This window comes from Cupriavidus taiwanensis LMG 19424, from assembly GCF_000069785.1.
GTDB lineage: Bacteria > Pseudomonadota > Gammaproteobacteria > Burkholderiales > Burkholderiaceae > Cupriavidus > Cupriavidus taiwanensis.
Map to the genome: position 1 here is coordinate 1,181,336 of NC_010528.1, position 26,027 is coordinate 1,207,362.

A 26,027-nucleotide genomic window follows, 5' to 3' on the forward strand; every position below is an offset into this window, starting at 1 on the left:
GTGTCGGGAGCGATGGCTTCAGGCGGCAAGGGCGAGGTCGGACAGCAGCGCGCGCCAGTCGCCGCGCTGGCCCATGCCGCGCCAGAACTTGCGCAGGTCGGCGCGCCGCACGGTGAACTCGGCAAAGTGGTTCTCGCCCCCCAGCACCAGCGTGATGGCGCCGATCCGGCCGGCCGCCAGCGCTTCCAGCGCCGGGGCGAACCAGTCGGCGTCGAGCGCGTGCATGCGGTCCAGCCACAGCCCCCAGTCCTCGGCGACATGGGCTTCGGTGGCGCTGTCGAGCATCGTCAGTACCGAGCCTTCGAGCGCGGCCGCGCCGGCCAGGCCGGCCGGCACCGGCAGCACGCGGCTGCCGCCGGCCAGCGCCAGGCCGCTCAGGAACGGGTCGCAGCTCAGCACCGTATCGGCCAGCCGCGGCACCGGCCGCAGCGCGCCGCCGCCGTACAGCCAGACCGAGTTGACCGGCACCTCGCCGGCGGCTTCGCGGGCCTGGTTGACGCGGTGGTCGAACCACGTCATCTGGATTTCGTTCTGCAGCCGGCGCCAGTCGCGCGCGCGCTCGCCGGCCTGCATCCAGATGTCGATATTGCGGCCCGCCGCGCGCAGCGGCGTGGTGGCCTCGAGCGGGCCGAACACGGCCTCGGGCAGGTACCAGCGCTGCGGGCAGGGCGTCTCCAGCGTGATGCCGGATTCCTGCAGCAGCGCGTCGATGGCCTCGCGCAGCGCGGTGGCTTCCTGCGGCCGCAGGCCGAGCTGGCCCGGCGGCATCAGCACCAGGTGGTCGCGCGCGGCGTGGATGTGCACCGGCTGCAGGCAGGCCCAGGACTGGCCGTCCGCGGCGGCCGGGGTGGCCGCCGGGGCGCCGGTGGTGGCGCCGGTGGTGGCGCTGGTAGTGGCGCTGGTAGTGGCGCCGCCGTTGTCGGCCAGCCGCATATAGGGCGCCAGCGGCACCCGCACCGTGTCCAGTCCCGCCTTGCCGGCCAGCCAGCGCTCTTGCGGCAGGCTGCGCAGGAACGGGTCGTCGTGCCGCTCGCGCGGACCGGGTGCGGCCCGGGTCAGCAACTTTCCGAGCGCCGGCAGCTCCAATTGCCGCAGCAGCGCGCCGGGAACGACGTCGTCGCGGCCGTCGTCGCCAGCGCCGGGCGGGACGGAAAAGGGCACAATCAGGGTCAGGTGCGTCATCATGGTGGCGAGATTGTAAACTCCCGGCTGGCTCGCGCCAGTCCCGGGCCCTGAGCCCGACGTGACGGCGACGTGGCCGCGACGTGAGCGCGGCGTGACCGTGACGCCGCCGGCCGCCGCTGCCTGCGTGTCGCCGGCGACGCCCCGACGGGCCCTGGCGCTTTCCCGAAACAACAGGAATCCTCTTGAAATTTCCCTACGAGTGGCAGATCGGCTGGCGATATACCCGCGCAAGCAAGCGCGCCAGCCGCAACACCTTCATTTCGTTTATCTCGATGATCTCGATGCTGGGGATCGCGCTCGGCGTGGCCGCGCTGATCGTGGTGCTGTCGGTGATGAACGGGTTCCAGAAGGAAGTGCGCGACCGCATGCTGTCGGTGCTGGCGCATATCGAGGTGATCGGCCCGTCGGCGCTGCCGGACTGGCAGAAGACCGCGGCCGAGGCGCTGCAGAACAAGGAGGTGGTCGGGGCCGCGCCCTATGTGGCGGCGCAGGCCATGCTGACCCGCGACGATGCCGTGCGTGGCGTGCTGCTGCGCGGCGTGGAGCCGACGCAGGAACCCAAGGTGTCCGAGATCGGCAGCCAGTTCCGCGCCGGCAGCATGGCGGCGCTGGTGCCGGGCAGCTTCGGCATCGCGCTGGGCAACGAGCTGGCCAACGCCATGGGCGTCCAGGTCGGCGACAAGATCACGCTGCTGGCGCCGCAGGGCACCATCACGCCGGCGGGCGTGCTGCCGCGGCTCAAGCAGTTCACCGTGGTGGGCGTGTTTTCGTCCGGACACTTCGAGTTCGACAGCGCGCTGGCGCTGGTCAACCTGCAGGACGCCGAGACCCTGTTCCGCCTGAGCGGCCCCACCGGCGTGCGCCTGAAGCTGCAGGACATGCAGCGCGCGCCGCTGGTGGCGCAGGAACTGGCCGGCACCATGTCGGGCGAGCTCTACCTGCGCGACTGGTCGAAGCAGAACCGCAACTGGTTTGCCGCGGTGCAGACCGAGAAGCGGATGATGTTCATCATCCTGACGCTGATCATCGCGGTGGCCGCGTTCAACCTGGTGTCGACGCTGGTGATGACCGTCACCGACAAGCAGGCCGATATCGCCATCCTGCGCACCATGGGCGCGCAGCCGGGCTCGATCATGAAGATCTTTATCGTCCAGGGCGTGGCCATCGGCTTTATCGGCACGCTGCTGGGCGTGGCCGGCGGCACGCTGATCGCCACCAATATCGACGTGATCGTGCCCTTCATCGAGCGGGTGCTGCACGTGCAGTTCCTGCCGCGCGACATCTATTTCATCAGCCAACTGCCTTCCGATCCCCGCGTGAACGACATCGCCACCATCGGCATCATCTCTTTCGTGCTGGCCACGCTGGCCACGCTCTATCCCAGCTGGCGCGCCGCCCGCGTCAACCCGGCGGAGGCGCTGCGCTATGAGTGAAGCCGTGCTGCAAGCCGATACTTCCACACCCGCCCCGGGCCTGCCGCGCACCGGTGCGCCGGTGCTGGTGGCCGAGGGCCTGACCAAGCGCTTCCGCCAGGGCGAGCTCGACGTCGACGTGCTGCGCGGTGTCGACGTACGCGTCAACGCCGGCGAGAAAGTGGCCATCGTGGGCGCCTCGGGCTCGGGCAAGAGCACGCTGCTGCATGTGCTGGGCGGGCTCGACGAGCCCGATTCCGGCCGCGTCGCGCTGCTCGGCAAGCCGTTCACGGCGTTGCGCGAGCGCGAGCGCAACGTGGTGCGCAACCGCTCGCTGGGCTTTGTCTACCAGTTCCATCACCTGCTGCCGGAATTCACCGCACTCGACAACGTGGCGATGCCGCTGCGCATCCGCGGCCTGACCCAGTCGGCCGCGCGCGAAGTTGCGCAGGCGATGCTGGAGCGCGTGGGGCTGGGCGGGCGCTCGCGGCACCGGCCGGGCGAGCTGTCCGGCGGCGAGCGCCAGCGCGTTGCCATTGCGCGCGCGCTGGTGGGCCAGCCCGCCTGCGTGCTGGCCGACGAGCCCACCGGCAATCTCGACGACCACACCGCCGGCGGCGTCTACGACCTGATGCTGGAACTGTCGCGCACGCTCGGTACCAGCTTCGTCATCGTCACGCATGACCTCGACCTCGCCGGCCGCTGCGACCGCGTGCTGCGGCTGCGCGACGGCCACCTGCACCAGGAACGCTGAAGCGGCCGCGGCCATGTGGATCGACACCCATTGCCACCTCGATGCCGGCGAGTTCGACCCGGACCGCGAGCAGGTCGCCGACGCGGCCGAGGCCGCCGGCGTGCGCGGCATCGTGGTGCCGGCGGTGGCCGCATGGAACTTCGACACCGTGCGCGCGCTGGCGCATCGCGATGCGCGCTGCGTCTACGCGCTGGGCATCCACCCGCTGTGCTCGCCCGGCGCGGGGCAGGCCGAGCTGGATACGCTGCGGCGCCAGGTGGCCGCCAGCATGGACGACCCGCGCTTCGTCGGCATCGGCGAGATCGGGCTCGACTTCTTCGTGGCCGGGCTCGACGCGGAGCACCAGACTTGGCTCTACGCCGAACAGCTGAAGCTCGCGCGCGAGTTCGACCTGCCGGTGCTGCTGCATGTGCGCAAGTCGCAGGACCAGGTCGGCGCGCAGCTGCGCAAGCTCGGTATCAAGCGCGGCATTGCCCACGCCTTCAACGGCAGCCACGAACAGGCGCGGCGCTTCGTCGACCAGGGGATGAAGCTGGGCTTCGGCGGCAATGTCACCTTCAGCCGCGCGCGCCAGATCCGCCGGCTGGCGACGGAGCTGCCGCTGGAAGCGCTGGTGCTGGAAACCGATGCGCCGGACATCGCGCCGGCGTGGCTGTCGGACGACCAGTTCGGGGAACAGCACAAGGCGCGCAATACGCCGGCGGAGGTGGCGGGCGTGGCGCGCGTGATGGCGGAGCTGCGCGGCATCGACGCGCAGACGCTGGCGCAGGCGACCTGGCGCAATGCCGTGGCGGCGCTGCCGCGCCTGGCGGCCTTTGCCGACACCATGGCGCCCGCGCTTTCCGGCGGTCACACAACTTCCACATCTCCCTGACAGGCTGACAAGCTTGCCGCGCCTGCGCGCGGGTACAACTCCGGTGATGCAAGATCATCGGAGGAGGTGCCGTGCGTCGCTTCGTGGTGGCCTTCGTGGCCGGGTGCTGGACCCTGCAGCAGCAATCGGCGCTGCCGTCCCAGCCCGCCTTGCACCTGGGCGCGGCGCTGCTGGCGTTGTGCGCCATGGCCATGGCCCTGTGGCGCAGGCGCCTGCCGGCCATGCTGCAAAGCGTGGCGATGGCGGCGCTGGCCTTCGCCACCGCCTTCTGCTGGGCTGCCTGGCGCGCCGAGCTGCGCCTGGACCAATGGCTGCCCGCGGCGCTGGAGGCGCGCGACCTCGACGTGCGCGGGGTAGTGTCCGGTTTGCCCGCGCAGACCGCCGCAGGCACACGTTTCGCGTTCACCATCGAGCATTCAGCCGGGCCGGCGCAGGCGCCGGCGCTGCCAGGCAGTGTCATCCTCAACTGGCGCGACGCGCCGCCCGACCTGAGGCCGGGGCAGCGCTTCACGCTGACCTTGCGCCTGCGGCGCCCGCGCGGGCTCGCCAATCCGTCCGGCTTCGATTACGCCTACTGGCTGCTGGCGCAGGGCTATGGCGCGACCGGCTATGTGCGCCGCGCGCAGGGGCCGCCGCAGAACGCGGCCCACGAGCGGCTGGCCTGGCGCATCGAAGCCTGGCGTGCCGCCGTGCGCGACCGCCTGCGCGCGGCGCTGCCGGCCGGCGCGCGCTTCGGCGCCGTGCTGGTCGCGCTGGTGATCGGCGACCAGCGCGGCATCGAGGCGGAAGACTGGCAGCTGTTCCGCCGCACGGGCGTGAGCCACCTGGTGGCCATTTCCGGGCTGCACATCACCATGGTGGCCGGCATGGCGGCGTCGCTGGCCGGACTGCTATGGCGCCATTCGTTCGGCTGCGGTCACTGCCTCCGCCGGCCGCTGCCACTGTGGCTGCCGGCCCGGCAAGCCGCGCTGGCGGTGGCCGTGGCCACCGCGATAGGCTACGGCATGCTGGCCGGCATGCAGATCCCGGCGCTGCGCACCGTCGCCATGCTTTGCGTCGCCGCGGTCGCGGTGTGGGGGGCACGCGCGCCGCCGGCATCGGTGGTGCTGGCGTGGGCGGCCCTGGTGGCGCTGCTGCTGGACCCGTGGGCGGTGATGCTGCCCGGCTTCTGGCTGTCATTCGGTGCCGTCGCGGTGATCTTCTTCGCTGCCCGGCCGGGACGGGACGCCGCGAGGGCGGGCCGCTGGCAGCGGCTGCGGGCCGCCCTGGCCGCGGGGGCGCGCACCCAGTGGGCCGTCACCATCGGTCTGGTGCCGCTGACGCTGCTGCTGTTCGGCCAGGTCTCGGTGGTGTCGCCGCTTGCCAATGCGGTGGCGATTCCGGTGGTGAGCCTGCTGGTGACGCCGCTGGCCCTGCTGGGCGCCGCGCTGCCGCTGTGGCTTGCCGCACCGGTCATGGCGGTGGCCCATTTCGCGATGGTGGCGCTGGCTGCCGTGCTGGCATGGTTCTCCCGGCAGCCGTGGGCGATGTGGGAGGCGGCCAGCGCGGGGCCGGCGGCGCTGCTGCTTGCCGGCTCGGGCGTTGCACTGCTGGTGGCGCCCGTGGCTTCGGCGCGGCTGCGCTGGCATGGCGCGCTGCTGATGCTGCCGATGCTGGTGGCGCGCGGCCCGCCGGTTGCCGACGGCCAGTTCCGCGCGGTGATGTTCGACGTGGGGCAGGGCACGGCGGTGCTGGTGCGCACGCGCGCACACGCGCTGCTGTACGACACCGGGCCCGGCTACGCCACCGGGTCCAGCGCCGGCGCGCAAGTGGTGGTGCCGGTATTGCGCGCCGAGGGCGTGACACAGCTCGATCACCTGATGGTCAGCCATGAAGACATCGATCATGCCGGCGGCGTGGCTGACGTGGTCGGGGCAGTGTCCGTGGTCGCGCGCAGCACCGGTGCGCCTGCCGGGCACCCGCTGCTTGGCGCCGGGCAGCCCGGGGCCAGGCCGGGCCAATGGCCGCCGTGCGCGGCGGGACAGCAGTGGCAGTGGGACGGCGTGCGGTTTACCGTGCTGCACCCGCCGCCGGAGCAGGCCCAGCTGGCCGCCATCCCCAGCAACGCGCGCAGTTGCGTGCTGCGCGTGGATACGGCCGCGCACAGCCTGCTGCTGACCGGCGATATCGGCCTGGCGCAGGAGCGTGCGCTGCTTGACCGCTTGCCGGTCGGCGCCTTGCGTGCCGACGTGCTGGTGGTGGCGCATCACGGCAGCGGCACGTCGTCCGGCGCGGACTGGATCGCGGCGGTGGCGCCGGCGGCGGCGGTGTTCCAGCTGGGCTACGCCAACCGCTATCGCCATCCGAACGCCGACGTCTGGGAGCGCTTTGGCCGCGCGGGTGTCTTGCGCTATCGCACCGACGACACCGGCGCGGTCATCATGGATACGGCGCGTGCGGGTGACGCGCTGTCGATGTTCCGGCAGGCCGAACCGCGCTACTGGCGGGTCCGGCCACCGGCGCCGCGCTAGCGGGCGCGGTGCCGGGGGCCAGTCAGCCGGCCTTGCGGCGGCTGGGGCGCGCAGCGGTCGGCGCGGGCGTGGCTGTCTGCGCCGCCGCGGCGCGCGCGCGGCTTCGTGCCGGTGCCGGCTCCGCGCCGGCGATGCGCCGCTCGCGCAGATGCGCCTTGGCGCGCTGCAGGCGCGGGGCGACGGTGTCCGCGCGCGCCAGCGCGACGCCGGCGGCGAGCACATCGCCAAGCACCAGGTGGCTGATGCGCGAGGTCATCGGCGTGTAGACCTCGCTGTCTTCCTCGACGTCCGAGAACACGCAGACATCGGCCAGCCGCGCCAGCGGCGAGCCGCTGTGGGTCAGCGCCAGCACGCTGGCACCGCTGCCGCGCGCCAGCGTGGCGGCGGTCAGCATGTCCCAGGTCCGGCCGCTGTTGGAGACCAGCACGGCCACGTCGCCCGGCGCCAGCAGCGCCGCCGACATGCTGAACACGTGCGGGTCGGCATAGGCGACGGTCGGCATGCCCAGGCGGAAGAACTTGTGCTGGATGTCCAGCGCGACGATGCCGGAGTTGCCGCAGCCGTAGAACTCGATGCGCCGCGCCCCGGCGAGCAGCCGGATGCCATGCTCGATCTGGTCGGCCGAGAGGGCATTGCGCACACTCATCAGCGTGGCAATGGTGCGGTCGAACACCTTGCCGGCGATATCCGCGGGGCGGTCGTCGGCTGCCACATCCTGGTGCACGAAGGGCGTGCCGCCACCGACGTTCTGCGCGAACTGCAGCTTGAATTCGCGGAAGCCGTCATAGCCCAGCGCGGCGCAGAAACGCGCGATGGTGGGTTGCGACACGCCGGCGCGCTCGGCCAGTTCCGGCATCGACAGCCGGATCACGGCGGCGCCGTGGCGGGCGACATAGTCGGCCAGGCGGCGTTCGGAAGGACGAAGGGTGTCGTAGACGGCAAGGATGCGGTCGCGCATGGCGGCAGGCGGAGGTATCGGTGTGTGAGGGAATGTAGAGATTCTACATCGATTGGCGCGGCATCTTGCCTGAAATGCGGTACGGCCTGCCCTCCGGGTTTGCCCTGATTTCGGGATTTTATGCGCGATTGTGAGGCCCGATCGGGTCGACGATGGCCGGGTGCTGGGTATAATGGCGCCCGATCTGTAGAAAATCTACAGGCGATGGCGCCGCATCGGCGCCGCCTCGCCATACCCACAAGGACCGTCACCGCCATGCCTTCCGCCGTCCGGGCCGAACTCCAGGCCGTTACCGACCGCATCATTGCGCGCAGCCGCGCCAGCCGTGCCGCCTATCTTGCCCGCTGCGAGCGCGCCCAGGCGGAACTGGGGCCGCTGCGCGGCCTGTCCTGCGCCAACCTGGCGCACGGCTTTGCCGCATTGCCGGCCAGCGACAAGCTGAAGCTGCGTGTCGACCATGCGCCCAACCTGGGCATCGTCACCGCGTACAACGACATGCTGTCGGCGCACCAGCCCTACGAGCGCTATCCCGCCGTGATCCGCGAGGCCGCGCGCGCGGTCGGCGCGGTGGCGCAGGTGGCGGGCGGCGTGCCGGCCATGTGCGACGGCATCACGCAGGGCAACGCGGGCATGGAGCTGTCGCTGTTCTCGCGCGATGCGATTGCCATGGGCACCGCGGTGGCGCTGTCGCACAACACCTTCGATGCGGCGCTGATGCTGGGGGTGTGCGACAAGATCGTGCCTGGGCTGTTGATGGGGGCGCTCCAGTTCGGCCACCTGCCGATGGTGTTCGTGCCCGCGGGCCCGATGGCCAGCGGGCTGCCCAACAAGGAGAAGGCGCGCGTGCGCCAGCTCTATGCCACCGGCCAGGTCGGGCGCGAGGCCTTGCTGGAGGCCGAATGCCAGGCCTATCACGGCCCCGGCACCTGCACCTTCTACGGTACGGCCAACAGCAACCAGTTCCTGATGGAAGTGATGGGCCTGCACTTGCCCGGCGCTGCCTTCGTCCATCCCGACAGCGGCCTGCGCGATGCGCTGACGGCCGCCGCGGCACAGCGCGCCATTGCACTGCGCGCGCGCGGCAACGACTACCTGCCGCTGGCGCGCATCGTCGACGAGCGCGCCATCGCCAACGCCATGGTCGGCCTGCTTGCCACCGGCGGTTCCACCAACCACACCATCCACCTGGTGGCGATGGCGCGTGCCGCCGGCATCGTCATCGACTGGAACGATTTCGACCTGCTGTCGCGCATCACGCCGCTGCTGGCTCGCGTCTATCCCAATGGCTCGGCCGATGTGAACCATTTCCATGCCGCCGGCGGCGCCGGCTTCGTCATCCGCGAGCTGCTGCAGGCGGGGCTGCTGCACGAGGATGTGCAGACCGTGGCCGGGCCGGGCCTGGCCCGTTACACGCAGGAACCGGTGATGACAGAGGGTGTGCTGCAATGGCGCGACGGCGCTGCGCAAAGCGGTGACCCGCAGGTGCTGGCGACCGCCGCGGCCCCGTTCTCCGCCGAGGGCGGCCTGCGCCTGATGCAGGGCAACCTGGGCCGCGGCGTGATCAAGGTCTCGGCGGTGGCACCCGAGCATCGCGTGGTCGAGGCCCCGGTGCGCGTGTTCGATTCGCAAGAGGCGCTGCAAGCGGCGTTCGATGCCGGCGAACTGCGCGGCGACGTGGTGGCCGTGGTGCGCTTCCAGGGGCCGAATGCCAATGGCATGCCCGAACTGCACCGGTTGACCCCCGTGCTGGGCGCGCTGCAGGACGCCGGCCACAGGGTGGCGCTGGTGACCGACGGGCGCATGTCCGGCGCTTCGGGCAAAGTGCCGGCGGTGATCCACGTCGGCCCCGAGGCGCTGGCGGGCGGCGCGCTGGCGCGCGTGCGCGACGGCGACCGCATCCGTGTCGACGCCGTCGCCGGCACGCTGCAATGGCTGGGCGACGAAGCCGAATTCGCGGCGCGTGCGCCAGCCCGCGCCCCTGCCGACCCGTTCGCGCAATTCAGCCTGGGCCGCGGCCTGTTCGGCCTGTTCCGGCGCCACGCACGCATCGCGGAAGAGGGCGGCAGCGCACTCGACCTGTCCGAGGCGGATGCCGAAGCCGCCGGTAGCGACGGCCAACCCGCCGCGCTGCGATCCGTCGCACAATAACCGGGCCAGAGCCGACTTTTCATCGTGAATTTTCCCGCGGGGGCCGCCGCGCCCCCGCGACGTCCCTGCGACCCGCCGCCACTGCGTTCGGCCGGGCCGCCGCGGACGGGCAGGCAACCGACAAGGATGGCACCACCATCCGATACCAAGACCGACGGAGCAGACATGATCTATATCCTGATGGGCGTTTCCGGCAGCGGCAAGACCACGGTCGGCCAGTTGCTGGCGCAGCGGCTGGGCTGCGGCTTCCATGACGCCGACGACTTCCACAGCGACGCCAACAAGGCCAAGATGCACGCCGGCATCCCGCTGACCGACGCAGACCGCTGGCCGTGGCTGGCCGCGATGCGCGCGGCGATCGACACGGCCCGGGCCGAAGGCCGCACCCATGTGTTCACCTGCTCGGCGCTGCGCCAGGCGTACCGGGACCGGCTGACCCCGCCGGATGGCGGCGTGACCTTCGTGTTCATGAAGGGGGATGCCGCGCTGATCGGCGAGCGCCTGTCCGCGCGCACCGAGCACTTCTTCAACCCGGAGCTCTTGCAAAGCCAGTTCGATACGCTGGAAGAACCCGGCGACGCGCTGGCGCTCGATATCCGCCAGCCGCCCGAGGTGCTGGTCGACACCATCCTGCGGGCCACCGTGCGGCAAGGCGCCGGCGCGGCGCGCTGATCTGCCGCCCCATGCCCGGCGGGGCATGGCACCAGGGCACGACTGCGCTCTCCATGCAACGCAAAGAGGCCGCCGGTCCTGCCGGCGGCCTATTTGCGTGCGCTGGCAGGCATCTTGCTAGCTTGCCTTCGGTGCTGGCGCGGCCGACCCGGCGTCGCGCCGGGCCACCTTGCGGCTTTCGCCGGCACGGATATGCTGGAAGAGCCAGTGACTCGACGGCATCACCGTGGCTTGCGCCGACCGGCGCGGCGCGGGGCAGGGCACGACAGCCAGGGCAACCAGGGCGGCCGGCAGCGGCGCGGACAAGCGCCGCCGTGCCGGCGGCCCGCGACATGGAGGAGCGGCCATCATGGCGGCGCGGTACTTCGACGAGATGCTGGACTGGCGCGAGGACAAGGCGCCGGCGCTGATCCACGCGGGGCAGGCCTTGCCTGACGGGGCGGTACGCCCGCATTACCGGCATTTCGCCGAATGGCTGGCGCGCCAGACCGAAAGCACGATGGCCAACAAGCGCGCCGAGGCCGACCTGGTGTTCCGGCGCGTGGGCATCACCTTCGCCGTCTACGGCGACAAGGACGAGGCCAACAGCGGCACCGAGCGCACCATTCCGTTCGACGTGATCCCGCGCATTTTCCCGGCGAGCGAATGGGCGCTGCTGGAAAAAGGCTTGCGCCAGCGCGTGGCCGCGCTGAACCGCTTCATCCACGACATCTACCACGGCCAGGACATCATCCGCGCCGGGGTGATCCCGCCCGACCAGATCTACAACAACGCCCAGTACCGGCCCGAGATGCTCGGCGTCAGCGTGCCGCACGACGTCTATGCGCATGTCGCCGGCATCGACGTGGTGCGCGCCGGCGAGGGCGAGTTCTACGTGCTGGAAGACAACCTGCGCGTGCCGTCGGGCGTGTCGTACATGCTGGAAAACCGCAAGATGATGATGCGCCTGTTCCCGGACCTGTTCGCGCGCAACCGCGTGGCGCCGGTGGCGCACTATCCCGACCTGCTGCTCGACATGCTGCGCGGGGTCTCGCCGCAGGCCATCGCCGATCCGACCGTGGTGGTGCTGACGCCGGGCATGTACAACTCGGCGTACTTCGAGCATGCGTTCCTGGCGCAGCAGATGGGGGTGGAGCTGGTCGAGGGCAGCGACCTCTTCGTCGAGGACAACCACCTGTTCATGCGCACCACGCAGGGCCCGCAACGCATCGACGTGATCTACCGGCGCGTCGACGACGATTTCCTCGATCCGCTCGCCTTCCGCCCCGATTCCACGCTAGGCGCCGCGGGGCTGCTGTCGGTCTACCGCGCCGGCAACGTGACCATCTGCAATGCGATCGGCACCGGCGTGGCCGACGACAAGTCGATCTACCCGTATGTGCCGGACATGATCCGCTTCTACCTGGGCGAGGAGGCCATCCTCAGCAACGTGCCGACCTACATGTGCCGGCGCGCCGAGGACCTGCAGTACGTGCTGGACCATATGGGTGAACTGGTGGTCAAGGAGACCCATGGCGCCGGCGGCTACGGCATGCTGGTCGGGCCGGCCGCGACACGCGCCGAAATCGAAGCCTTCCGCGAGGTGGTCAGGGCCAGGCCCGAGCAGTACATCGCGCAGCCCACGCTGGCGCTGTCGACCTGCCCGACCTATGTCGAGTCCGGCATCGCCCCGCGCCATATCGACCTGCGCCCGTTCGTGCTGTCGGGCAAGGAGGTGCGCATGGTGCCGGGCGGGCTGACCCGCGTGGCGCTGCGGGAGGGGTCGCTGGTGGTGAATTCCTCGCAGGGGGGCGGCACCAAGGACACCTGGGTGCTGGAACGATGAACCCGGTGCCTGCGATGAAGACTGCCAAGACCACCGCGATGACGACCGCCGCCAACCCGGGAGAGCCCACATGCTGAGCCGCACCGCCGACCACCTGTTCTGGATGGCCCGTTACACCGAGCGCGCCGAGAACACCGCGCGCATGCTCGACGTCAACTACCAGACCTCGCTGTTGCCGCAATCGGCCGAAGTGGCCGAGCAGGGCTGGTGGGCCATGCTCGATATCTCGGAGCTGACCGAGGTCTTCGACCACAAGTATGGCCTGCTGTCGCGCGACGACGTGATCGACTTCATGGTGCGCGACATGACCAATGCCTCGTCGATCATGAGCTGCCTGCGCGCGGCGCGCGAGAATGCGCGCGCGGTGCGCGGTTCGCTGACCACCGAGGTCTGGGAAACCGTCAACACCACGTGGCTGGAGGTGCAGCGCCTGATTGCCGACGGCGTGCTGAAGGAAGACCCGGCGCGCTTCTTCGAATGGGTCAAGTTCCGCTCGCACCTTGCGCGCGGCGTGCAGTTCGGCACCATGCTCAAGGACGATGCCTTCCACTTCATGCGGCTCGGCACCTTCCTGGAGCGCGCCGACAATACCGCGCGGATACTCGACGTCAAGTTCCAGGCGTCATCGGGCGGCGAGGGCAACGAGCCCGAGACCAGTGCCGATCGGCGCGGCGGGCAGGGCGTCGACCAGGGCAGCGCGCAGAACGACTTCTACCACTGGGCAGCGATCCTGCGCTCGGTGTCGGGCTTCGAGGTCTACCGCAAGGTCTATCGCGCGGTCATCACGCCGCAGCGCGTGGCCGAACTGCTGATCCTGCGCCCGGACATGCCGCGTTCGCTGGTGTCGAGCATGGACGAGGTGGTGGCGATCCTGCATACGGTGCGCAACCAGCATTCGGCGGAAACCGAGCGCCAGGCTGGTAAACTCCACGCCGACCTGAAATACGCGCGCATCGACGATATCTTTGCCGTCGGCCTGCATGCGTACCTGACCAGCTTCCTCGAGCGCATCGGCGACCTCGGCAATGGCATCAGCCGGGACTTCCTCGTGCCGCTGCAGGCGGCCTGAGCCGGGCCGCCGGCAGCCTCGTGCAGCCGCGCCCTGAAACCGTGAAATACAAGATCCACCACCATACTGTCTACCGCTACGCCGAACCGGTGCGGCGCAGCGTGCACGAAGTGCGGCTGGAGCCGCGCTCGGGCCCGCTGCAGACCGTGGGCCACTGGCAGCTGTCGGCGCCCGGCAAGCCCTCGGCGGCGCGCGACGGCTTCGGCAACATCGTGCACAACTTCACGGTGTCCGGGCCCGCCAGCACCATCGCCATCGAAGCCAGCGGCGAGGTGGAAGTGCTGCCGCCGCATGGCGATCTGGACCGCGACGGGCACCATGCGTTTTGCGATGCGCCGCCTGACGGCGAAGCGCGGGTGTCGCCGCTGTACTTCCTTGCCAGCACGCCGCTGACCACCGCGCCGGCGGCGATGCAGGCGTTTGCCGCGCCGTTCCTGGCGGCCGGGCATGATATCGGCGCGCTGCTGGCGCTGGCCCAGGGCATCGGCGAGCGCGTGCGCTACAAGCCCAACACCACCGATGTCGGCACCTCGGCGGCCGAGGCCTTTGCTCTGGGCACCGGGGTGTGCCAGGACCAGGCGCAGGTGATGGTGGCGGCTTGCCGTGCGCTGGGCATCCCAGCCCGCTATGTCAGCGGATATTTCTATGACCCGGCGGCCACCGAACTGGCCAGCCACGCCTGGGCCGACGTGTGCCTGGACCCGGCCGCGGAGATCTGGTGCAGCATCGACATTACGCACGGCTGCCTGACCGACGAACGCCATATCCGGCTGGCGGTGGGGCGCGATTACGCCTCCGCGGCACCAGTGCGGGGCATCCTGGAAGGCGGCGCCGGCGAGACGCTGGAAGTCAATGTAACCATCACGCCACTTTCGACCTGATTAGGTGCTTGCTTCCAGACGCGGCGCGGTGCAGGTGCACCGGCGCTAGAATCCGGAGTGAATGCAGGCCACTGCCGGCCCGGGCCGGCCGCCACCAAGAACACCAAGACAAACCATGACGTATTGCGTAGCCATGCGGCTGGATGCCGGCCTGGTATTCCTGTCCGATTCCCGCACCAACGCCGGGGTAGACGCCATCTCCACCGCGCGCAAGATGACGGTGTTCGAGGAGCCCGGCGACCGGGTGATGGTGCTGATGACCGCGGGCAACCTGGCCATCAGCCAGTCGGTGCGGCAGATCCTGATCGAGGACCACGACGAGAAGCGTTCGCTGTGGACCGCGCGCGACATGTTCGAGGCTGCTTCGATCGTCGGCGAGGCCGTGCGCCAGGTGCACCGGCGCGACGCGCACGCGCTGCGCGACGCCGGCATCGAATTCAACGTCAGCCTGATCTTCGGCGGCCAGGTGCGCGGCGAGCGGGTGCGGCTGTTCAATATCTACGCGGCCGGCAATTTCGTCGAGGCCACGCCCGAGAACTGCTACTTCCAGATCGGAGAGGCCAAGTACGGCAAGCCCATCGTCGACCGCATCGTGCACCCGTCGCTGCCGCTGGCGGAAGGGGCCAAGTGCGCGCTGATCTCGATGGACTCGACGCTGAAGTCGAATATCTCGGTGGGCCTGCCGCTGGACCTGCTGGTCTATGAGGCGGATTCGCTGCAGGTGACCCGCTTCGTCAATATCGACGAGCGCAATGCCTATTTCCGCATGATCCGCGATACCTGGGGCCATCGCCTGCGCCAGGTCTTCGGCGAGATCCACAACCCCGAGTGGGACCCGGCCGCGCCCGCGGAATTCTCGCTGGCGCGCTCGGGCGAGGCCGACCGCTGGGCCCAGCCGGTCCGGGCCAGGCGTGTGCATCCGCGCAAGCCGGACTGAGGGGCGGCAGGCATGCGCGAGATCATCCATTTTTCCCACGCCAACGGTTTCCCGGTGACGACCTACCGCAAGCTGTTCGGCGAACTGGACGGCGAGTTCGAGTTCCGCGCCGTGGACCGCTACGGCCACAAGCCGGAGTTCCCGGTGACACGCGGCTGGCCGCATCTGGTGGAAGAACTGCTGGGCGACATCGACCGCCAGTACCGCGAGCCGGTGTGGCTGGTGGGTCATTCGCTGGGCGGTTTCCTGTCGCTGATGGCGGCGCTGCGCCGGCCCGAGCGGGTGCGGGGCGTGGTGATGCTGGATTCGCCGATCATCGCGGGCTGGCGCGCGTCGTTGCTGAAGACTGCCCAGATGCTGGGCATCGATGAAAAGCCGGGCCCGGCGGCGGTGACCAAGAACCGGCGCACGCACTGGCCGGATGCCGAGGCCGTCTGGCAACACTTCCGCGCCAAGCCCAACTTCGCGGTGTGGGACCACGAGGTGCTGCGCGACTACGCCATCCACGGCACCGAGGCCACTGGCAAGGACAACGAGCGCCGGCTGCGCTTCGACCGCGAGGTCGAATACTGGATCTACCGCACGCTGCCGACCAGCCTCGGTCGCAAGGTCGCGCGCGGCGCGCCGGTGCCGGTCGGCTTCGTCGCCGGCACGCGCTCGCGCGAGGTGCGGCAGTGCGGCCTGGGGGCCACGCGCCGGCTGGTCGGGCCCAACCTGCGCTTTATCGAAGGCGGCCATCTGTACCCGATGGAGCGACCGCAGCAGACCGCGCAACTGGTGCGCGAACTGATCGGCGCGATGCGCGAGCAGGGGCGCTGAGCCGGCGTGCGGCGCATGCGCCGCAGCGCGGCGGCAGCGCCCGCTGACGGGCGTTGGCGCGGGGCCGCTGTCACAATTTCCGGGTCGGCGGGGAACGGGCTCTCATGTATAATCCCGATTTCCCCGGCAAGCTCGGTTTATGACCAAATTCGTCTTCGTCACCGGTGGCGTCGTCTCTTCTCTCGGCAAGGGCATCGCTGCTGCCTCGCTCGCGGCCATTCTTGAGTCGCGCGGCCTCAAAGTCACCCTCCTCAAGCTCGATCCCTACATCAACGTCGATCCCGGCACGATGAGCCCCTTCCAGCATGGCGAGGTGTTTGTCACGGAAGACGGTGCGGAAACCGACCTCGATCTCGGCCACTACGAGCGTTTCGTCTCGGCCAAGATGCGCAAGTCGAACAACTTCACCACCGGCCAGATCTACGAATCGGTGATCCGCAAGGAGCGCCGCGGCGAATACCTGGGCAAGACCGTGCAGGTGATCCCGCATATCACCAATGAGATCCAGGCCTTCATCGAGAAGGGCGCCGCTGCCTCGCACGATGGCAAGGCCGACGTGGCGCTGGTGGAAATCGGCGGCACCGTGGGTGACATCGAGTCGCTGCCGTTCCTGGAAGCCGCGCGCCAGATGAGCCTGCGCATGGGCCGCAACCACTGCGCCTTCGTGCACCTGACGCTGGTGCCGTTCATTGCCAGCGCCGGCGAACTGAAGACCAAGCCGACCCAGCACTCGGTGCAGAAGCTGCGCGAAATCGGCATCTCGCCCACCGCGCTGCTGTGCCGCGCCGACCGCCCGATCCCGGACGACGAGCGCGCCAAGATCTCGCTGTTCGCCAATATCCCGCAGGACGCCGTGATCTCGGTGTGGGACGCGGACAGCATCTACAAGATCCCGCAGATGCTCAACGAGCAGGGCCTGGACCGCCTGATCTGCGAGGAACTGCGCCTGGATCCCAAGCCGGCCGACCTGTCGATGTGGCAGAAGCTGGTCAACGCCCAGGAAAACCCCGAGCACGAAATCACCATCGGCATGGTCGGCAAGTATGTCGACCTGACCGAGTCGTACAAGTCGCTGATCGAGGCGCTGCGCCACGCCGGCATGCACACCGCCACGCGCGTCAACATCGAGTACATCGATTCCGAGGAACTGGAATCGGGCCATCTCGAAGTGCTGGCCCCGTTGGACGCGATCCTGGTACCGGGCGGCTTCGGCAAGCGCGGCACCGAGGGCAAGATCCGCGCGATCCAGTACGCCCGCGAGAACAAGATCCCTTACCTGGGCATCTGCCTGGGCATGCAGCTGGCCGTGATCGAGTTTGCGCGCCACCTGGCCGGCATGGCCGACGCCAACTCGACCGAGTTCAACCTGGAAACCGAGCATCCGGTGGTCGCGCTTATCACCGAGTGGGTCGACCGCGAAGGCAAGGTCGAGCAGCGCTCGGCCGATTCCGACCTGGGCGGCACCATGCGCCTGGGCGCGCAGCGCGTGCCGGTGAAGGAAGGCACCAAGGCCCGCGCCATCTATGGCGCCGAGGTCAACGAGCGCCACCGCCACCGCTACGAAGTCAACAACCACTACGTGCCGACGCTGGAAAAGGCCGGCATGGTGATCTCCGCGCGTACGCCGACCGAGAACCTGCCCGAAATGATGGAACTGCCGGAGTCGATGCACCCGTGGTTCGTCGGCGTGCAGTTCCACCCGGAATTCACCTCGACGCCGCGCGACGGCCACCCGCTGTTCAAGGCCTACGTCGAAGCCGCGCTGGCCAGCCAGCAGCGCAAGGGCGCTTAAGGCCCGACGCAAGCAGGAGAGACAGTCATGAAACTCTGTGGATTCGAGGTTGGCCTCGACAAGCCGTTCTTCCTGATCGCCGGCCCGTGCGTGATCGAGTCCGAGCAGATGGCGCTGGATACCGCGGGCGAGCTCAAGGCCATCACCACGGAACTGGGCATCCCGTTCATCTACAAGTCGTCGTTCGACAAGGCCAACCGCTCTTCCGGCAAGTCGTTCCGCGGCCTGGGCATGGAAAAGGGCCTGGAGATCCTGGCCCACGTCAAGCGCGAGATCGGCGTGCCGGTGCTGACCGACATCCACGAGATCGACGAGATCAAGCCCGTCGCCGCCGTGGTCGACGTGCTGCAGACGCCGGCGTTCCTGTGCCGCCAGACCGATTTCATCCGTGCCTGCGCGCAGAGCGGCAAGCCGGTGAACATCAAGAAAGGCCAGTTCCTGGCGCCGCACGACATGAAGAACGTGATCGACAAGGCGCGCGATGCCGCGCGTGAAGCCGGTCTGCCCGACGATGTCTTCATGGCCTGCGAGCGTGGCGTCTCGTTCGGCTACAACAACCTGGTGTCCGACATGCGCTCGCTGGCGATCATGCGCGAGACCGGCGCCCCGGTGGTGTTCGACGCCACCCACTCGGTGCAGCTGCCGGGCGGCCAGGGCACCAGCTCGGGCGGCCAGCGCGAGTTCGTGCCGGTGCTGTCGCGCGCCGCGGTCGCCACCGGCGTGGCGGGCCTGTTCATGGAAACGCATCCGGACCCGAGCAAGGCCATGTCCGACGGCCCCAACGCGGTGCCGCTGTCGCGCATGAAGGAACTGCTGACCGTGCTCAAGGAGCTCGACACGCTGGTCAAGCGCGCCGGCTTCCTGGAAGACAACTTCGGCTGGCCGGCCTGCGCCTGAGCCCGCCCGTTTGTCGCCGCCGCGCCGGCCACGGATGCCGGCAGTGACAAACCATATCGAAAGACAATACAAAAAATCGGGAGATTCTCCATGGCCGCGGGCTTTATCATCGCCTACGTCGACGTGACCGACCCCCAGCAGTACGAGGAATACAAGGTGCTTTCGAGCCGGGCCATGCAGATCCATGGCGCCGAGGTGCTGGTGCGCGGCGGCCGGACCGAGCCGCTGGAGGGCGAATGGGCACCGACGCGCGTGGTGGTGCTGAAATTCCCCAGCTATGACGACGCCAAGGCCTTCCACGATGGCGAGGCCTACCGCGCCGCGCGCAAGTCGCGCGAGCACGCGGCGAAGATGAACATGATCGTGGTCGAAGGCGCCGCCTGAGCCGGCTGGCGCCAGGCAGCCGTCATGCGCGCATCGCCTGCGCGCATGACATGCGCCTGACACGCGCGCAGGTTGAAGTGATCAGCAGCAAGAATCAACAGTCAGAGAGGAATTCATGAGTGCAATCGTAGATATCATCGGTCGCGAGGTTCTCGACTCGCGCGGCAATCCCACCGTCGAGTGCGACGTGCTGCTGGAATCCGGCGTGATGGGCCGCGCCGCGGTGCCGTCGGGCGCGTCGACCGGTTCGCGCGAAGCCATCGAGCTGCGCGACGGCGACAAGGGCCGCTACCTGGGCAAGGGCGTGCTGAAGGCGGTCGAGCATATCAACACCGAGATCTCCGAAGCCATCATGGGCCTGGACGCCTCCGAGCAGGCCTTCCTGGACCGCACCCTGATCGACCTCGACGGTACCGAGAACAAGGGCCGCCTGGGCGCCAACGCCATGCTGGCGGTGTCGATGGCGGTGGCCAAGGCCGCGGCCGAGGAAGCCGGCTTGCCGCTGTACCGCTACTTCGGCGGCTCGGGCGCAATGCAACTGCCGGTGCCGATGATGAACATCGTCAACGGCGGCGCGCACGCCAACAACAGCCTGGACATCCAGGAATTCATGGTCATGCCGGTGTCGCAGACCAGCTTCCGCGAAGCCCTGCGCTGCGGCGCCGAGATCTTCCACGCGCTGAAGAAGATCCTGGCCGACAAGGGCATGTCCACCGCGGTGGGCGACGAAGGCGGCTTTGCCCCGAACTTCTCTTCGAATGAAGAGTGCCTGAACACCATCGTGCAGGCCATCGAGAAGGCCGGCTACCGCGCTGGCGAGGACGTGCTGCTGGCGCTGGACTGCGCCGCCAGCGAGTTCTACCACGAGGCCGAAGGCGTGTACCAGCTGGAAGGCGAAGGCCTGAAGCTGAGCTCGACACAGTTCGCCGACTACCTGGCCAACCTGTGCGACAAGTTCCCGATCGTGTCGATCGAGGACGGCATGGCCGAAGGCGACTGGGATGGCTGGAAGACGCTGACCGACAAGCTGGGCAAGCGCGTGCAGCTGGTGGGCGACGACCTGTTCGTCACCAACACCAAGATCCTGAAGGAAGGCATCGAGAAGGGCATCGGCAACTCGATCCTGATCAAGATCAACCAGATCGGCACCCTGACCGAGACCTTTGCCGCCATCGAGATGGCCAAGCGCGCCGGTTACACCGCCGTGATCTCGCACCGCTCGGGCGAGACCGAGGACAGCACCATCGCCGACATTGCCGTGGGCACCAACGCCGGCCAGATCAAGACCGGCTCGCTGTCGCGCTCGGACCGCATGGCCAAGTACAACCAGCTGCTGCGTATCGAGGAAGACCTGGGCGATATCGCCAGCTACCCGGGCAAGGGCGCGTTCTACAACCTGCGCTGACGGTTTGCCGCGTCGTTCCCGCGCCAGCGGGAGCGGCTGCGGGTGAATGGGATGGCGGCGGCCGGGACTTCCCGGCCGCCGCCGTTTTTGTATCGAAATCTGCCTGGCAATTGCCTTCCGGGCGGAGTTCGCAGATCATTGTGCGGAAATTCCTGTCCGCCACTTTTCATGCGCCTGATTTCCCTGCTGTTGTTCGTGCTGCTGCTTGCCATCCAGTATCCACTCTGGCTAGGCAAGGGCGGCTGGCTGCGCGTATGGGATCTGAACCGCCAGCTGACCGAGCAGGGCGCCCGCAACCAGACGCTCAAGCTGCGCAACGCCAAGCTGGAAGGGGAAGTGGCCGACCTGCAGGACGGCACCGGCGCCATCGAGGAGCGCGCCCGCTATGAGCTGGGCATGGTGCGCGAAGGCGAGGTCTTCGTGCAGTTCGTCGCGCCGGCGCCCAAGGTCAGCGCCACGCCGCCGTTGCCGCCGCCGCCGAATTCAGTCGCCGGCCGGGGCGGCCACTGAGCCGTTCACCGTGACTGCCGGCGGCTGGCTTCAAGCCCGCCGCAGTCCCTCACCGCCTCACCACCAGCCGTACGGATAGCCGCCCCAGCCCCAGCCGGGCATGCCGACGCTGACGCCGCCGCCCCAGTGGCCGCCACCCCATCCGCCGTAAAACAGGTTCCAGCTGGTGTTGGGATAGGCATAGGCCGCGCGCGCGGCCGCGGCCTGCTGGTCCAGCGCGATCGCGGCGGCCTGGTCGCGCAGCACCTGCTGGTTCAGCTCGTCGAGTTTCTGCCTGTCTTCGGCGCTCAGCGGCGCCGGCGGTATCGCGTTGGGTGCCAGCCGCGCGGTAGGCGGCGAGCCATTGGCATCGCGCGGGATCTGCACGCAACCGGCAGCCAGCAGCAGCGCGCCGAGCGCGGCGCAGGCCGCGACGCCGCGCCGCGGATGACAGGCACGGAATGCGAAGTCAGGCAGGGGAAGGTTGGCTCGGGCGGACATGGCGGTTCTCAGGCTCGCTGACCGGCAGCTGCATGCTGCCATCGTACAGCCGTTGGACCCGGCGGCAAGGCCGATGTTTCCGCGGCGCCGCCCGCCGGCTGGCGCGCATCGCCCGCTCGGTGCGGCAGCGCACGCAGGCGCTGCCCGAGGCCGGATCAGTGGTGCTGGCTGGCGCCGGCGCCAGCGCCGGTGGCGACCGGCGTGGGCGAGAACAGCTGGGCGCAGTCGACCGGATCGAACTCATAGCGCTGGCCGCAGAAGTCGCAATGGATCTCGACATGGCCGCGCTCGGCGATGATGCTTTCGATCTCGGCCTGGCCCAGCGACTGCAGCATGCCGGCCACCTTCGGGCGCGAGCAACTGCAGTAAAAATGCGGCGTCAGCGGCTCAAACACCCGCAGGCCGGTGTCCTGCAGGTCTTCCCAGAACAGGCGGCGCAGCAGGGTATCGGGGGTCTCTGCCAGCAGTTCCTCGGCCTTCAGCGTGGTGCCGAGCTGCACCGCGCGGTCCCAGGTATCGAGGTCCTGCGCCCTGGCATGGCTGGCCAGCGCCGCGCCGGTCTCGCCGACTTCGGCGGTGCCGCCGTAGGCCGGCAGCTTCTGCAGCAGCATGCCGGCGGCGACATGGTCGTCGGCGGCCAGCCACAGGCGCGTGTCGAGCTGCTCGGAGGCCTGCATGTAGTGCTCCAGCACGGCGCTGATCGAACCCAGCGGGCCGTGCGCGTCGGCCAGCGGCACGATGCCCTGGTAGGGTTGCTGGCCCGGCAGCTTGTCCTTCGGATCCAGCGTGATGGCAAAGCGGCCGTGGCCGTGGGCGTTGACCATTTGCGCCAGCGTGGCATCGTCGGCAAGCTGTGCGCCTTCGGCCAGCTTGGCGGTGGCGCGCATCGACAGGTCGGACAGGCATTCCACCACCAGCATGCGCACCGGGCCGTCGCCGTGCAGCTGCATCACCAGCGCCCCGTTGAACTTCAGGTTGGCCGACAGCAGCGCCGCGGCAGCCATCATCTCGCCCAGCAGCCGGCGCACCGGGCCAGGGTAGCTGTGGCGGCCGAGCACTTCTTGCCAGGTGGCTTCCATGCGCACCAGCTCGCCGCGCACGGGGGCCGCGTCGAACAGGAACTTCTGCAGGGTGTCGGGGGTGGTGGTATCGGTCACAATAATCGGTCGAGTTTCTGTAGAGGCCCGGCGGTCGTCAGCCGATCCGCTTGAGCTGTTGCTTGTACATGGCCTGTCGCGTGGCGTAGGTCTCGGCGTTGCGGTACAGGTTGGCGACGTCGGCATCGGTCAACTGGCGCACCACCTTGGCCGGCGCGCCCAGGATCAGCGAGCGGTCGGGGAAAACCTTGCCCTCGGTCACCACGGCGCCGGCGCCCACCAGGCATTCCTTGCCGATCACGGCGCGGTTCAGCACCACGGCCTGGATCCCGATCAGCGAGCCTTCGCCCACGGTGCAGCCGTGCAGCATGGCCTGGTGGCCGATCGAGACCTTGTCGCCCAGGGTCAGCGGGCAGCCCGGGTCGGTATGCAGCACCGAACCCTCCTGGATGTTGGTGTCCGCGCCGACCACGATCGGCTCGTTGTCGCCGCGGATCACGACACCGGGCCAGGCGCTGGCGCGGGACTTGAGGGTCACGTTGCCGATGATGGTGGCTTCGGGGGCCACGTAGGCATCGCTGTCGATACTGGGCTTGACGTCGCCGAGCTGGTAAAGCGCCATGAGGTCTCCTGCACGAATGGCTTTTGTTGAAGTGGGGGTTGCCGCCGGACTTTAAAGGGCCAGCGCGGGGGAACGGGGCGGCGCCCCGGCTGCGCGGCTGGCGCGGCGGGCGGGGTGCCGGCCAGGCCCTACAATGGCGGCAGACCCGGATTTTACGCCCATGCCAGAAAAAACACCCGACGCCGCGCAGCCTGACCCGTCACCTTCGCCACGCCAGCAGGCGTTGGCGGTGCTGTGCCTGACGGACCCGCGCGACAAGGCGGTGGCGGCGCGCGCACTTTATCGGCACGTGGCGACGTTGCCTGACGATGCCCTCGGCGCCGGCGAGGCCATTCTCGCCACGCCGGCCCATGCCATCCCCGGCCGGCCGGCGCGGCCGCTGCTGGTCGCGCCGCAGCACGTCGAGCGGCGCCGCTCGCTGCAGACCGCGGCCGGGCGCGCGGCGATGATCCATGCGCTGTGCCACATCGAATTCAATGCCATCAATCTGGCCCTCGATGCGGCCTGGCGCTTTGCCGGCATGCCGCCCGCGTATTACCGCGACTGGCTGCGCGTAGCCGATGAAGAGGCGTACCACTTCACGCTGCTGGCCGACCACCTGGCCACGCTCGGCGCCGCCTACGGCGATTTCCCGGCCCACGACAGCCTGTGGGAGATGACCGGCAAGACCGCCGGCGACGTGCTGGCGCGCATGGCGCTGGTGCCGCGCACACTGGAAGCGCGCGGTCTCGATGCCTCGCCGCCGGTGCGTGCGCGGCTGGCCGGCGCCGGCGACCATGCCGCCGCGGCCATCATCGACATCATCCTGCGCGACGAGGTCGGCCACGTCGCCATCGGCAATCACTGGTATCGCTGGCTGTGCGCGCAGCGCGGGCTGGAACCCGTCGCCACCTACGCGCAGCTGGCCGAACAGTACCGCGCGCCGAAGCTGCGCGGCCCGTTCAACCTCGAGGCGCGCCGTGCCGCGGGCTTCGACGACGATGAACTGGCATGGCTGGAGGCATCGGCCGGCTAGGCTGACCGGCGGCGCCCGGCGGCGCGCTCCTCCTCCAGCAGCCGCAACACCCGCCGCTGGATCTTGCCCGTGGTGGTCATCGGCAACTGGTCGATGAATTCGATCGCCTTGGGGTATTCGTACGGTGCCAGCTGGCCTCGCACATGCGCCTGCAGTTCCGCAACCAGCGCCGCATCGCCGTCGAACGAACGCGCCACGGACGGCGTCAGCACCACGAAGGCCTTGACCACCGCGCCGCGCTCCGGATCTGGCGACGGCACCACGGCGCAGTTGGACACCGCCGGATGCCTGAGCAGGCAGTTCTCGATCTCGCTCGGCCCGATGCGGTAGCCGGATGACTTGAATACATCGTCGGCGCGCCCCTGGTACCACAGGTAGCCGTCGGCATCGACGCGTGCGAGGTCGCCGGTGCGGCACCAGCGCAGGCCGTCGCGCTCGGTGTACTTGGCCGCGGTGGCGGCGTCGTTTTTCCAGTAGCCCAGGAAGAACACGGGGTCCGGATGTCCGGCACTGTCGGTCGCGCACACCGCCACCTCGCCGTCCTCGTCCGGCGCGCAGGGGCGGCCTTCGTCGTCGATTACCTGCACGCGGTGGCCGGGGTAGGGGCGTCCCATCGAACCCGGCCGGGCCGGCCAGCCCAGCCGTGCGTCGTCGTTCTGCGCGGTGCAGTTGCCGACGATGTAGTTGATCTCGGTCTGGCCGAACATCTCGTTGACCAGCACGCCGAGCGCGTCGCGGCACCAGTCGAACACGGTCTCGCCCACGGCCTCGCCCGCGCTCATCAGCGCGCGCAGCCGGATGTCGTAGTGCCGGCGCGGCTCGGGGCAGGCCTTCATCATCTGCTTGAGCGCGGTCGGGAACAGGAAGGTGTTGGTGACGGCATAGCGCTCCAGCAGCTCGAAGGCGCGCTCGGCGGAGAAGCGGCCCTGGTAGCCGACGATCGGCTTTCCGAAGTACAGCGCCGGCATCAGCGCATCCCACAGGCCGCCGGTCCAGGCCCAGTCGGCCGGGCTCCAGAACACGTCGTCGTCTTGCGGATACCAGTTCTGCGAGCAGACAAAGCCGGTCAGGTTGCCGATCAGCGCGCGATGCGGGATCAGCGCGCCCTTGGGCGGGCCGGTGGTGCCGCTGGTGTAGATCAGCACCGCGGCCTCGTCGGCCTTGGTTTGCTCGGCGACGAAGGTCGGCAGCTGCCCCGCGAGCAGCAGGTCCCAGTCCTGGTCGCCGCGGCCGCGGGCCTCGCCGGCGGCGATCACCGTGGCCAGCGTCGGGCATTCGGGGCGCGCCCCCAGCAGGTTATCGATCGAGGTCTCGTCGGCGATCGCCACGCCGGCTTCGCTGTGCGCGATGCGGTAGGCCAGCGCCTCCGGCCCGAACAGCATCGACAGCGGCATGGCGATGGCCCCGAGCTGGTAGATCGCCATATGCGCGATCACGGTCTCGATGCGCTGCGGCATCACGATCGCCACGCGGTCCCCGCGCGTCACGCCGAGCGCGCGCAGCGCCGCCGAGAGGCGGTTGGCCTCGGCCTGCAGGTAGGCGAAGGTATGCGCGTTGCGGCGGCCGTCTTCGTGCTCGGTATAGACCGCGATGCGGTCCATGGTGGCCGGGTCGCGGGCCCAGCGGCCGCAGCAGGCTTCGGCGATGTTGAAGTGCGGCGGAATCTCCCAGCGGAAAGATTCGTACAGGGCGCGGTAGTCGTCGCGCCGGCTTGCCGGCAAGGCAGCTGCGGCCATCAGGGTCTCCGTTGGGTGCGCCCGCGCGTCCTGCCATGGGCCGCG

23 protein-coding genes are annotated in these 26,027 nt (G+C 69.4%); 17 read left to right on the forward strand and 6 right to left on the reverse strand.

Annotated features, from left to right (window positions below):
* Positions 1-18: 18 nt before the first annotated feature.
* Positions 19-1,185 carry a hypothetical protein gene (locus tag RALTA_RS05500; RefSeq protein WP_041232102.1) on the reverse strand — a complete coding sequence of 389 codons (1,167 nt, stop codon included), beginning with the start codon at positions 1,183-1,185 and terminating at the stop codon, positions 19-21.
* Positions 1,186-1,367: 182 nt separating this feature from the next.
* On the opposite strand from RALTA_RS05500, the gene RALTA_RS05505 reads away from it, so the two are divergent.
* The 4 genes from RALTA_RS05505 to RALTA_RS05520 all read left to right on the forward strand — a co-directional run bounded on the left by RALTA_RS05505 (position 1,368) and on the right by RALTA_RS05520 (position 6,735).
* Positions 1,368-2,618 carry a lipoprotein-releasing ABC transporter permease subunit gene (locus tag RALTA_RS05505; protein ID WP_012352445.1) on the forward strand — a complete coding sequence of 417 codons (1,251 nt, stop codon included), beginning with the start codon at positions 1,368-1,370 and terminating at the stop codon, positions 2,616-2,618.
* Complete coding sequence (gene lolD / locus RALTA_RS05510) at positions 2,611-3,351, forward strand: lipoprotein-releasing ABC transporter ATP-binding protein LolD (RefSeq protein WP_012352446.1); 741 nt, start codon at positions 2,611-2,613, stop codon at positions 3,349-3,351. Before RALTA_RS05505 ends, lolD begins: the two co-directional genes overlap by 8 nt.
* Before the next feature lie 13 nt (positions 3,352-3,364).
* On the forward strand, positions 3,365-4,225 hold the full coding sequence (locus RALTA_RS05515) for a TatD family hydrolase (protein ID WP_012352447.1): 861 nt from the start codon (positions 3,365-3,367) through the stop codon (positions 4,223-4,225).
* A gap of 71 nt (positions 4,226-4,296) precedes the next feature.
* Entirely contained in the window at positions 4,297-6,735 is a 2,439-nt protein-coding gene (locus RALTA_RS05520; protein ID WP_012352448.1) for a DNA internalization-related competence protein ComEC/Rec2, read from the forward strand.
* A gap of 22 nt (positions 6,736-6,757) precedes the next feature.
* Here the strand turns inward: RALTA_RS05520 and RALTA_RS05525 are convergent, their stop codons facing one another.
* A complete protein-coding gene (locus RALTA_RS05525) occupies positions 6,758-7,693 on the reverse strand; it encodes a MurR/RpiR family transcriptional regulator (protein ID WP_012352449.1) in 936 nt (311 codons plus the stop codon).
* 255 nt (positions 7,694-7,948) lie between these two features.
* Between RALTA_RS05525 and edd the strand changes: the two genes are divergently transcribed.
* The 12 genes from edd (at position 7,949) to ftsB (ending at position 21,032) form a co-directional block, all read left to right on the forward strand.
* A complete protein-coding gene (edd, locus tag RALTA_RS05530; RefSeq protein WP_012352450.1) occupies positions 7,949-9,841 on the forward strand; it encodes a phosphogluconate dehydratase in 1,893 nt (630 codons plus the stop codon).
* A 165-nt stretch (positions 9,842-10,006) separates the two neighbouring features.
* Entirely contained in the window at positions 10,007-10,513 is a 507-nt protein-coding gene (locus RALTA_RS05535) for a gluconokinase (protein ID WP_012352451.1), read from the forward strand.
* Positions 10,514-10,862: 349 nt separating this feature from the next.
* Complete coding sequence (locus RALTA_RS05540) at positions 10,863-12,338, forward strand: circularly permuted type 2 ATP-grasp protein (protein ID WP_012352452.1); 1,476 nt, start codon at positions 10,863-10,865, stop codon at positions 12,336-12,338.
* Between the two features lie 103 nt (positions 12,339-12,441).
* Positions 12,442-13,407 carry an alpha-E domain-containing protein gene (locus RALTA_RS05545; RefSeq protein WP_370819846.1) on the forward strand — a complete coding sequence of 322 codons (966 nt, stop codon included), beginning with the start codon at positions 12,442-12,444 and terminating at the stop codon, positions 13,405-13,407.
* 41 nt (positions 13,408-13,448) lie between these two features.
* Complete coding sequence (locus RALTA_RS05550) at positions 13,449-14,288, forward strand: transglutaminase family protein (protein WP_041232313.1); 840 nt, start codon at positions 13,449-13,451, stop codon at positions 14,286-14,288.
* Between the two features lie 115 nt (positions 14,289-14,403).
* Complete coding sequence (locus RALTA_RS05555) at positions 14,404-15,225, forward strand: hypothetical protein (RefSeq protein ID WP_012352455.1); 822 nt, start codon at positions 14,404-14,406, stop codon at positions 15,223-15,225.
* 12 nt (positions 15,226-15,237) lie between these two features.
* Positions 15,238-16,044, forward strand: a complete 807-nt coding sequence (locus RALTA_RS05560) for an alpha/beta fold hydrolase (protein WP_012352456.1) — start codon at positions 15,238-15,240, stop codon at positions 16,042-16,044.
* Between the two features lie 139 nt (positions 16,045-16,183).
* A complete protein-coding gene (locus RALTA_RS05565; RefSeq protein WP_012352457.1) occupies positions 16,184-17,836 on the forward strand; it encodes a CTP synthase in 1,653 nt (550 codons plus the stop codon).
* Positions 17,837-17,863: 27 nt separating this feature from the next.
* The gene (gene kdsA / locus RALTA_RS05570) at positions 17,864-18,733 is read left to right on the forward strand and encodes a 3-deoxy-8-phosphooctulonate synthase (protein WP_012352458.1); all 870 of its coding nucleotides are present in this window, start codon (positions 17,864-17,866) and stop codon (positions 18,731-18,733) included.
* A 90-nt stretch (positions 18,734-18,823) separates the two neighbouring features.
* Complete coding sequence (locus tag RALTA_RS05575; protein WP_012352459.1) at positions 18,824-19,117, forward strand: DUF1330 domain-containing protein; 294 nt, start codon at positions 18,824-18,826, stop codon at positions 19,115-19,117.
* A 115-nt stretch (positions 19,118-19,232) separates the two neighbouring features.
* On the forward strand, positions 19,233-20,522 hold the full coding sequence (eno, locus tag RALTA_RS05580) for a phosphopyruvate hydratase (protein ID WP_012352460.1): 1,290 nt from the start codon (positions 19,233-19,235) through the stop codon (positions 20,520-20,522).
* A 168-nt stretch (positions 20,523-20,690) separates the two neighbouring features.
* Complete coding sequence (ftsB, locus tag RALTA_RS05585; protein ID WP_025582264.1) at positions 20,691-21,032, forward strand: cell division protein FtsB; 342 nt, start codon at positions 20,691-20,693, stop codon at positions 21,030-21,032.
* A 57-nt stretch (positions 21,033-21,089) separates the two neighbouring features.
* On the opposite strand, the gene RALTA_RS05590 is transcribed toward ftsB, so the two are convergent.
* The 3 genes from RALTA_RS05590 to RALTA_RS05600 all read right to left on the reverse strand — a co-directional run bounded on the left by RALTA_RS05590 (position 21,090) and on the right by RALTA_RS05600 (position 23,231).
* Positions 21,090-21,512 carry a hypothetical protein gene (locus RALTA_RS05590; protein ID WP_012352462.1) on the reverse strand — a complete coding sequence of 141 codons (423 nt, stop codon included), beginning with the start codon at positions 21,510-21,512 and terminating at the stop codon, positions 21,090-21,092.
* A gap of 155 nt (positions 21,513-21,667) precedes the next feature.
* Complete coding sequence (hslO, locus tag RALTA_RS05595) at positions 21,668-22,669, reverse strand: Hsp33 family molecular chaperone HslO (protein ID WP_012352463.1); 1,002 nt, start codon at positions 22,667-22,669, stop codon at positions 21,668-21,670.
* A 37-nt stretch (positions 22,670-22,706) separates the two neighbouring features.
* Positions 22,707-23,231 carry a gamma carbonic anhydrase family protein gene (locus RALTA_RS05600; protein WP_012352464.1) on the reverse strand — a complete coding sequence of 175 codons (525 nt, stop codon included), beginning with the start codon at positions 23,229-23,231 and terminating at the stop codon, positions 22,707-22,709.
* A gap of 133 nt (positions 23,232-23,364) precedes the next feature.
* On the opposite strand from RALTA_RS05600, the gene RALTA_RS05605 reads away from it, so the two are divergent.
* Positions 23,365-24,246: a ferritin-like domain-containing protein gene (locus RALTA_RS05605; protein WP_012352465.1), complete on the forward strand. Its 882-nt coding sequence runs from the start codon at positions 23,365-23,367 to the stop codon at positions 24,244-24,246.
* Here the strand turns inward: RALTA_RS05605 and RALTA_RS05610 are convergent.
* Entirely contained in the window at positions 24,243-25,982 is a 1,740-nt protein-coding gene (locus RALTA_RS05610) for an acyl-CoA synthetase (RefSeq protein ID WP_012352466.1), read from the reverse strand. The two genes, RALTA_RS05605 and RALTA_RS05610, sit on opposite strands and share 4 nt — an antisense overlap.
* Positions 25,983-26,027: the final 45 nt, after the last annotated feature.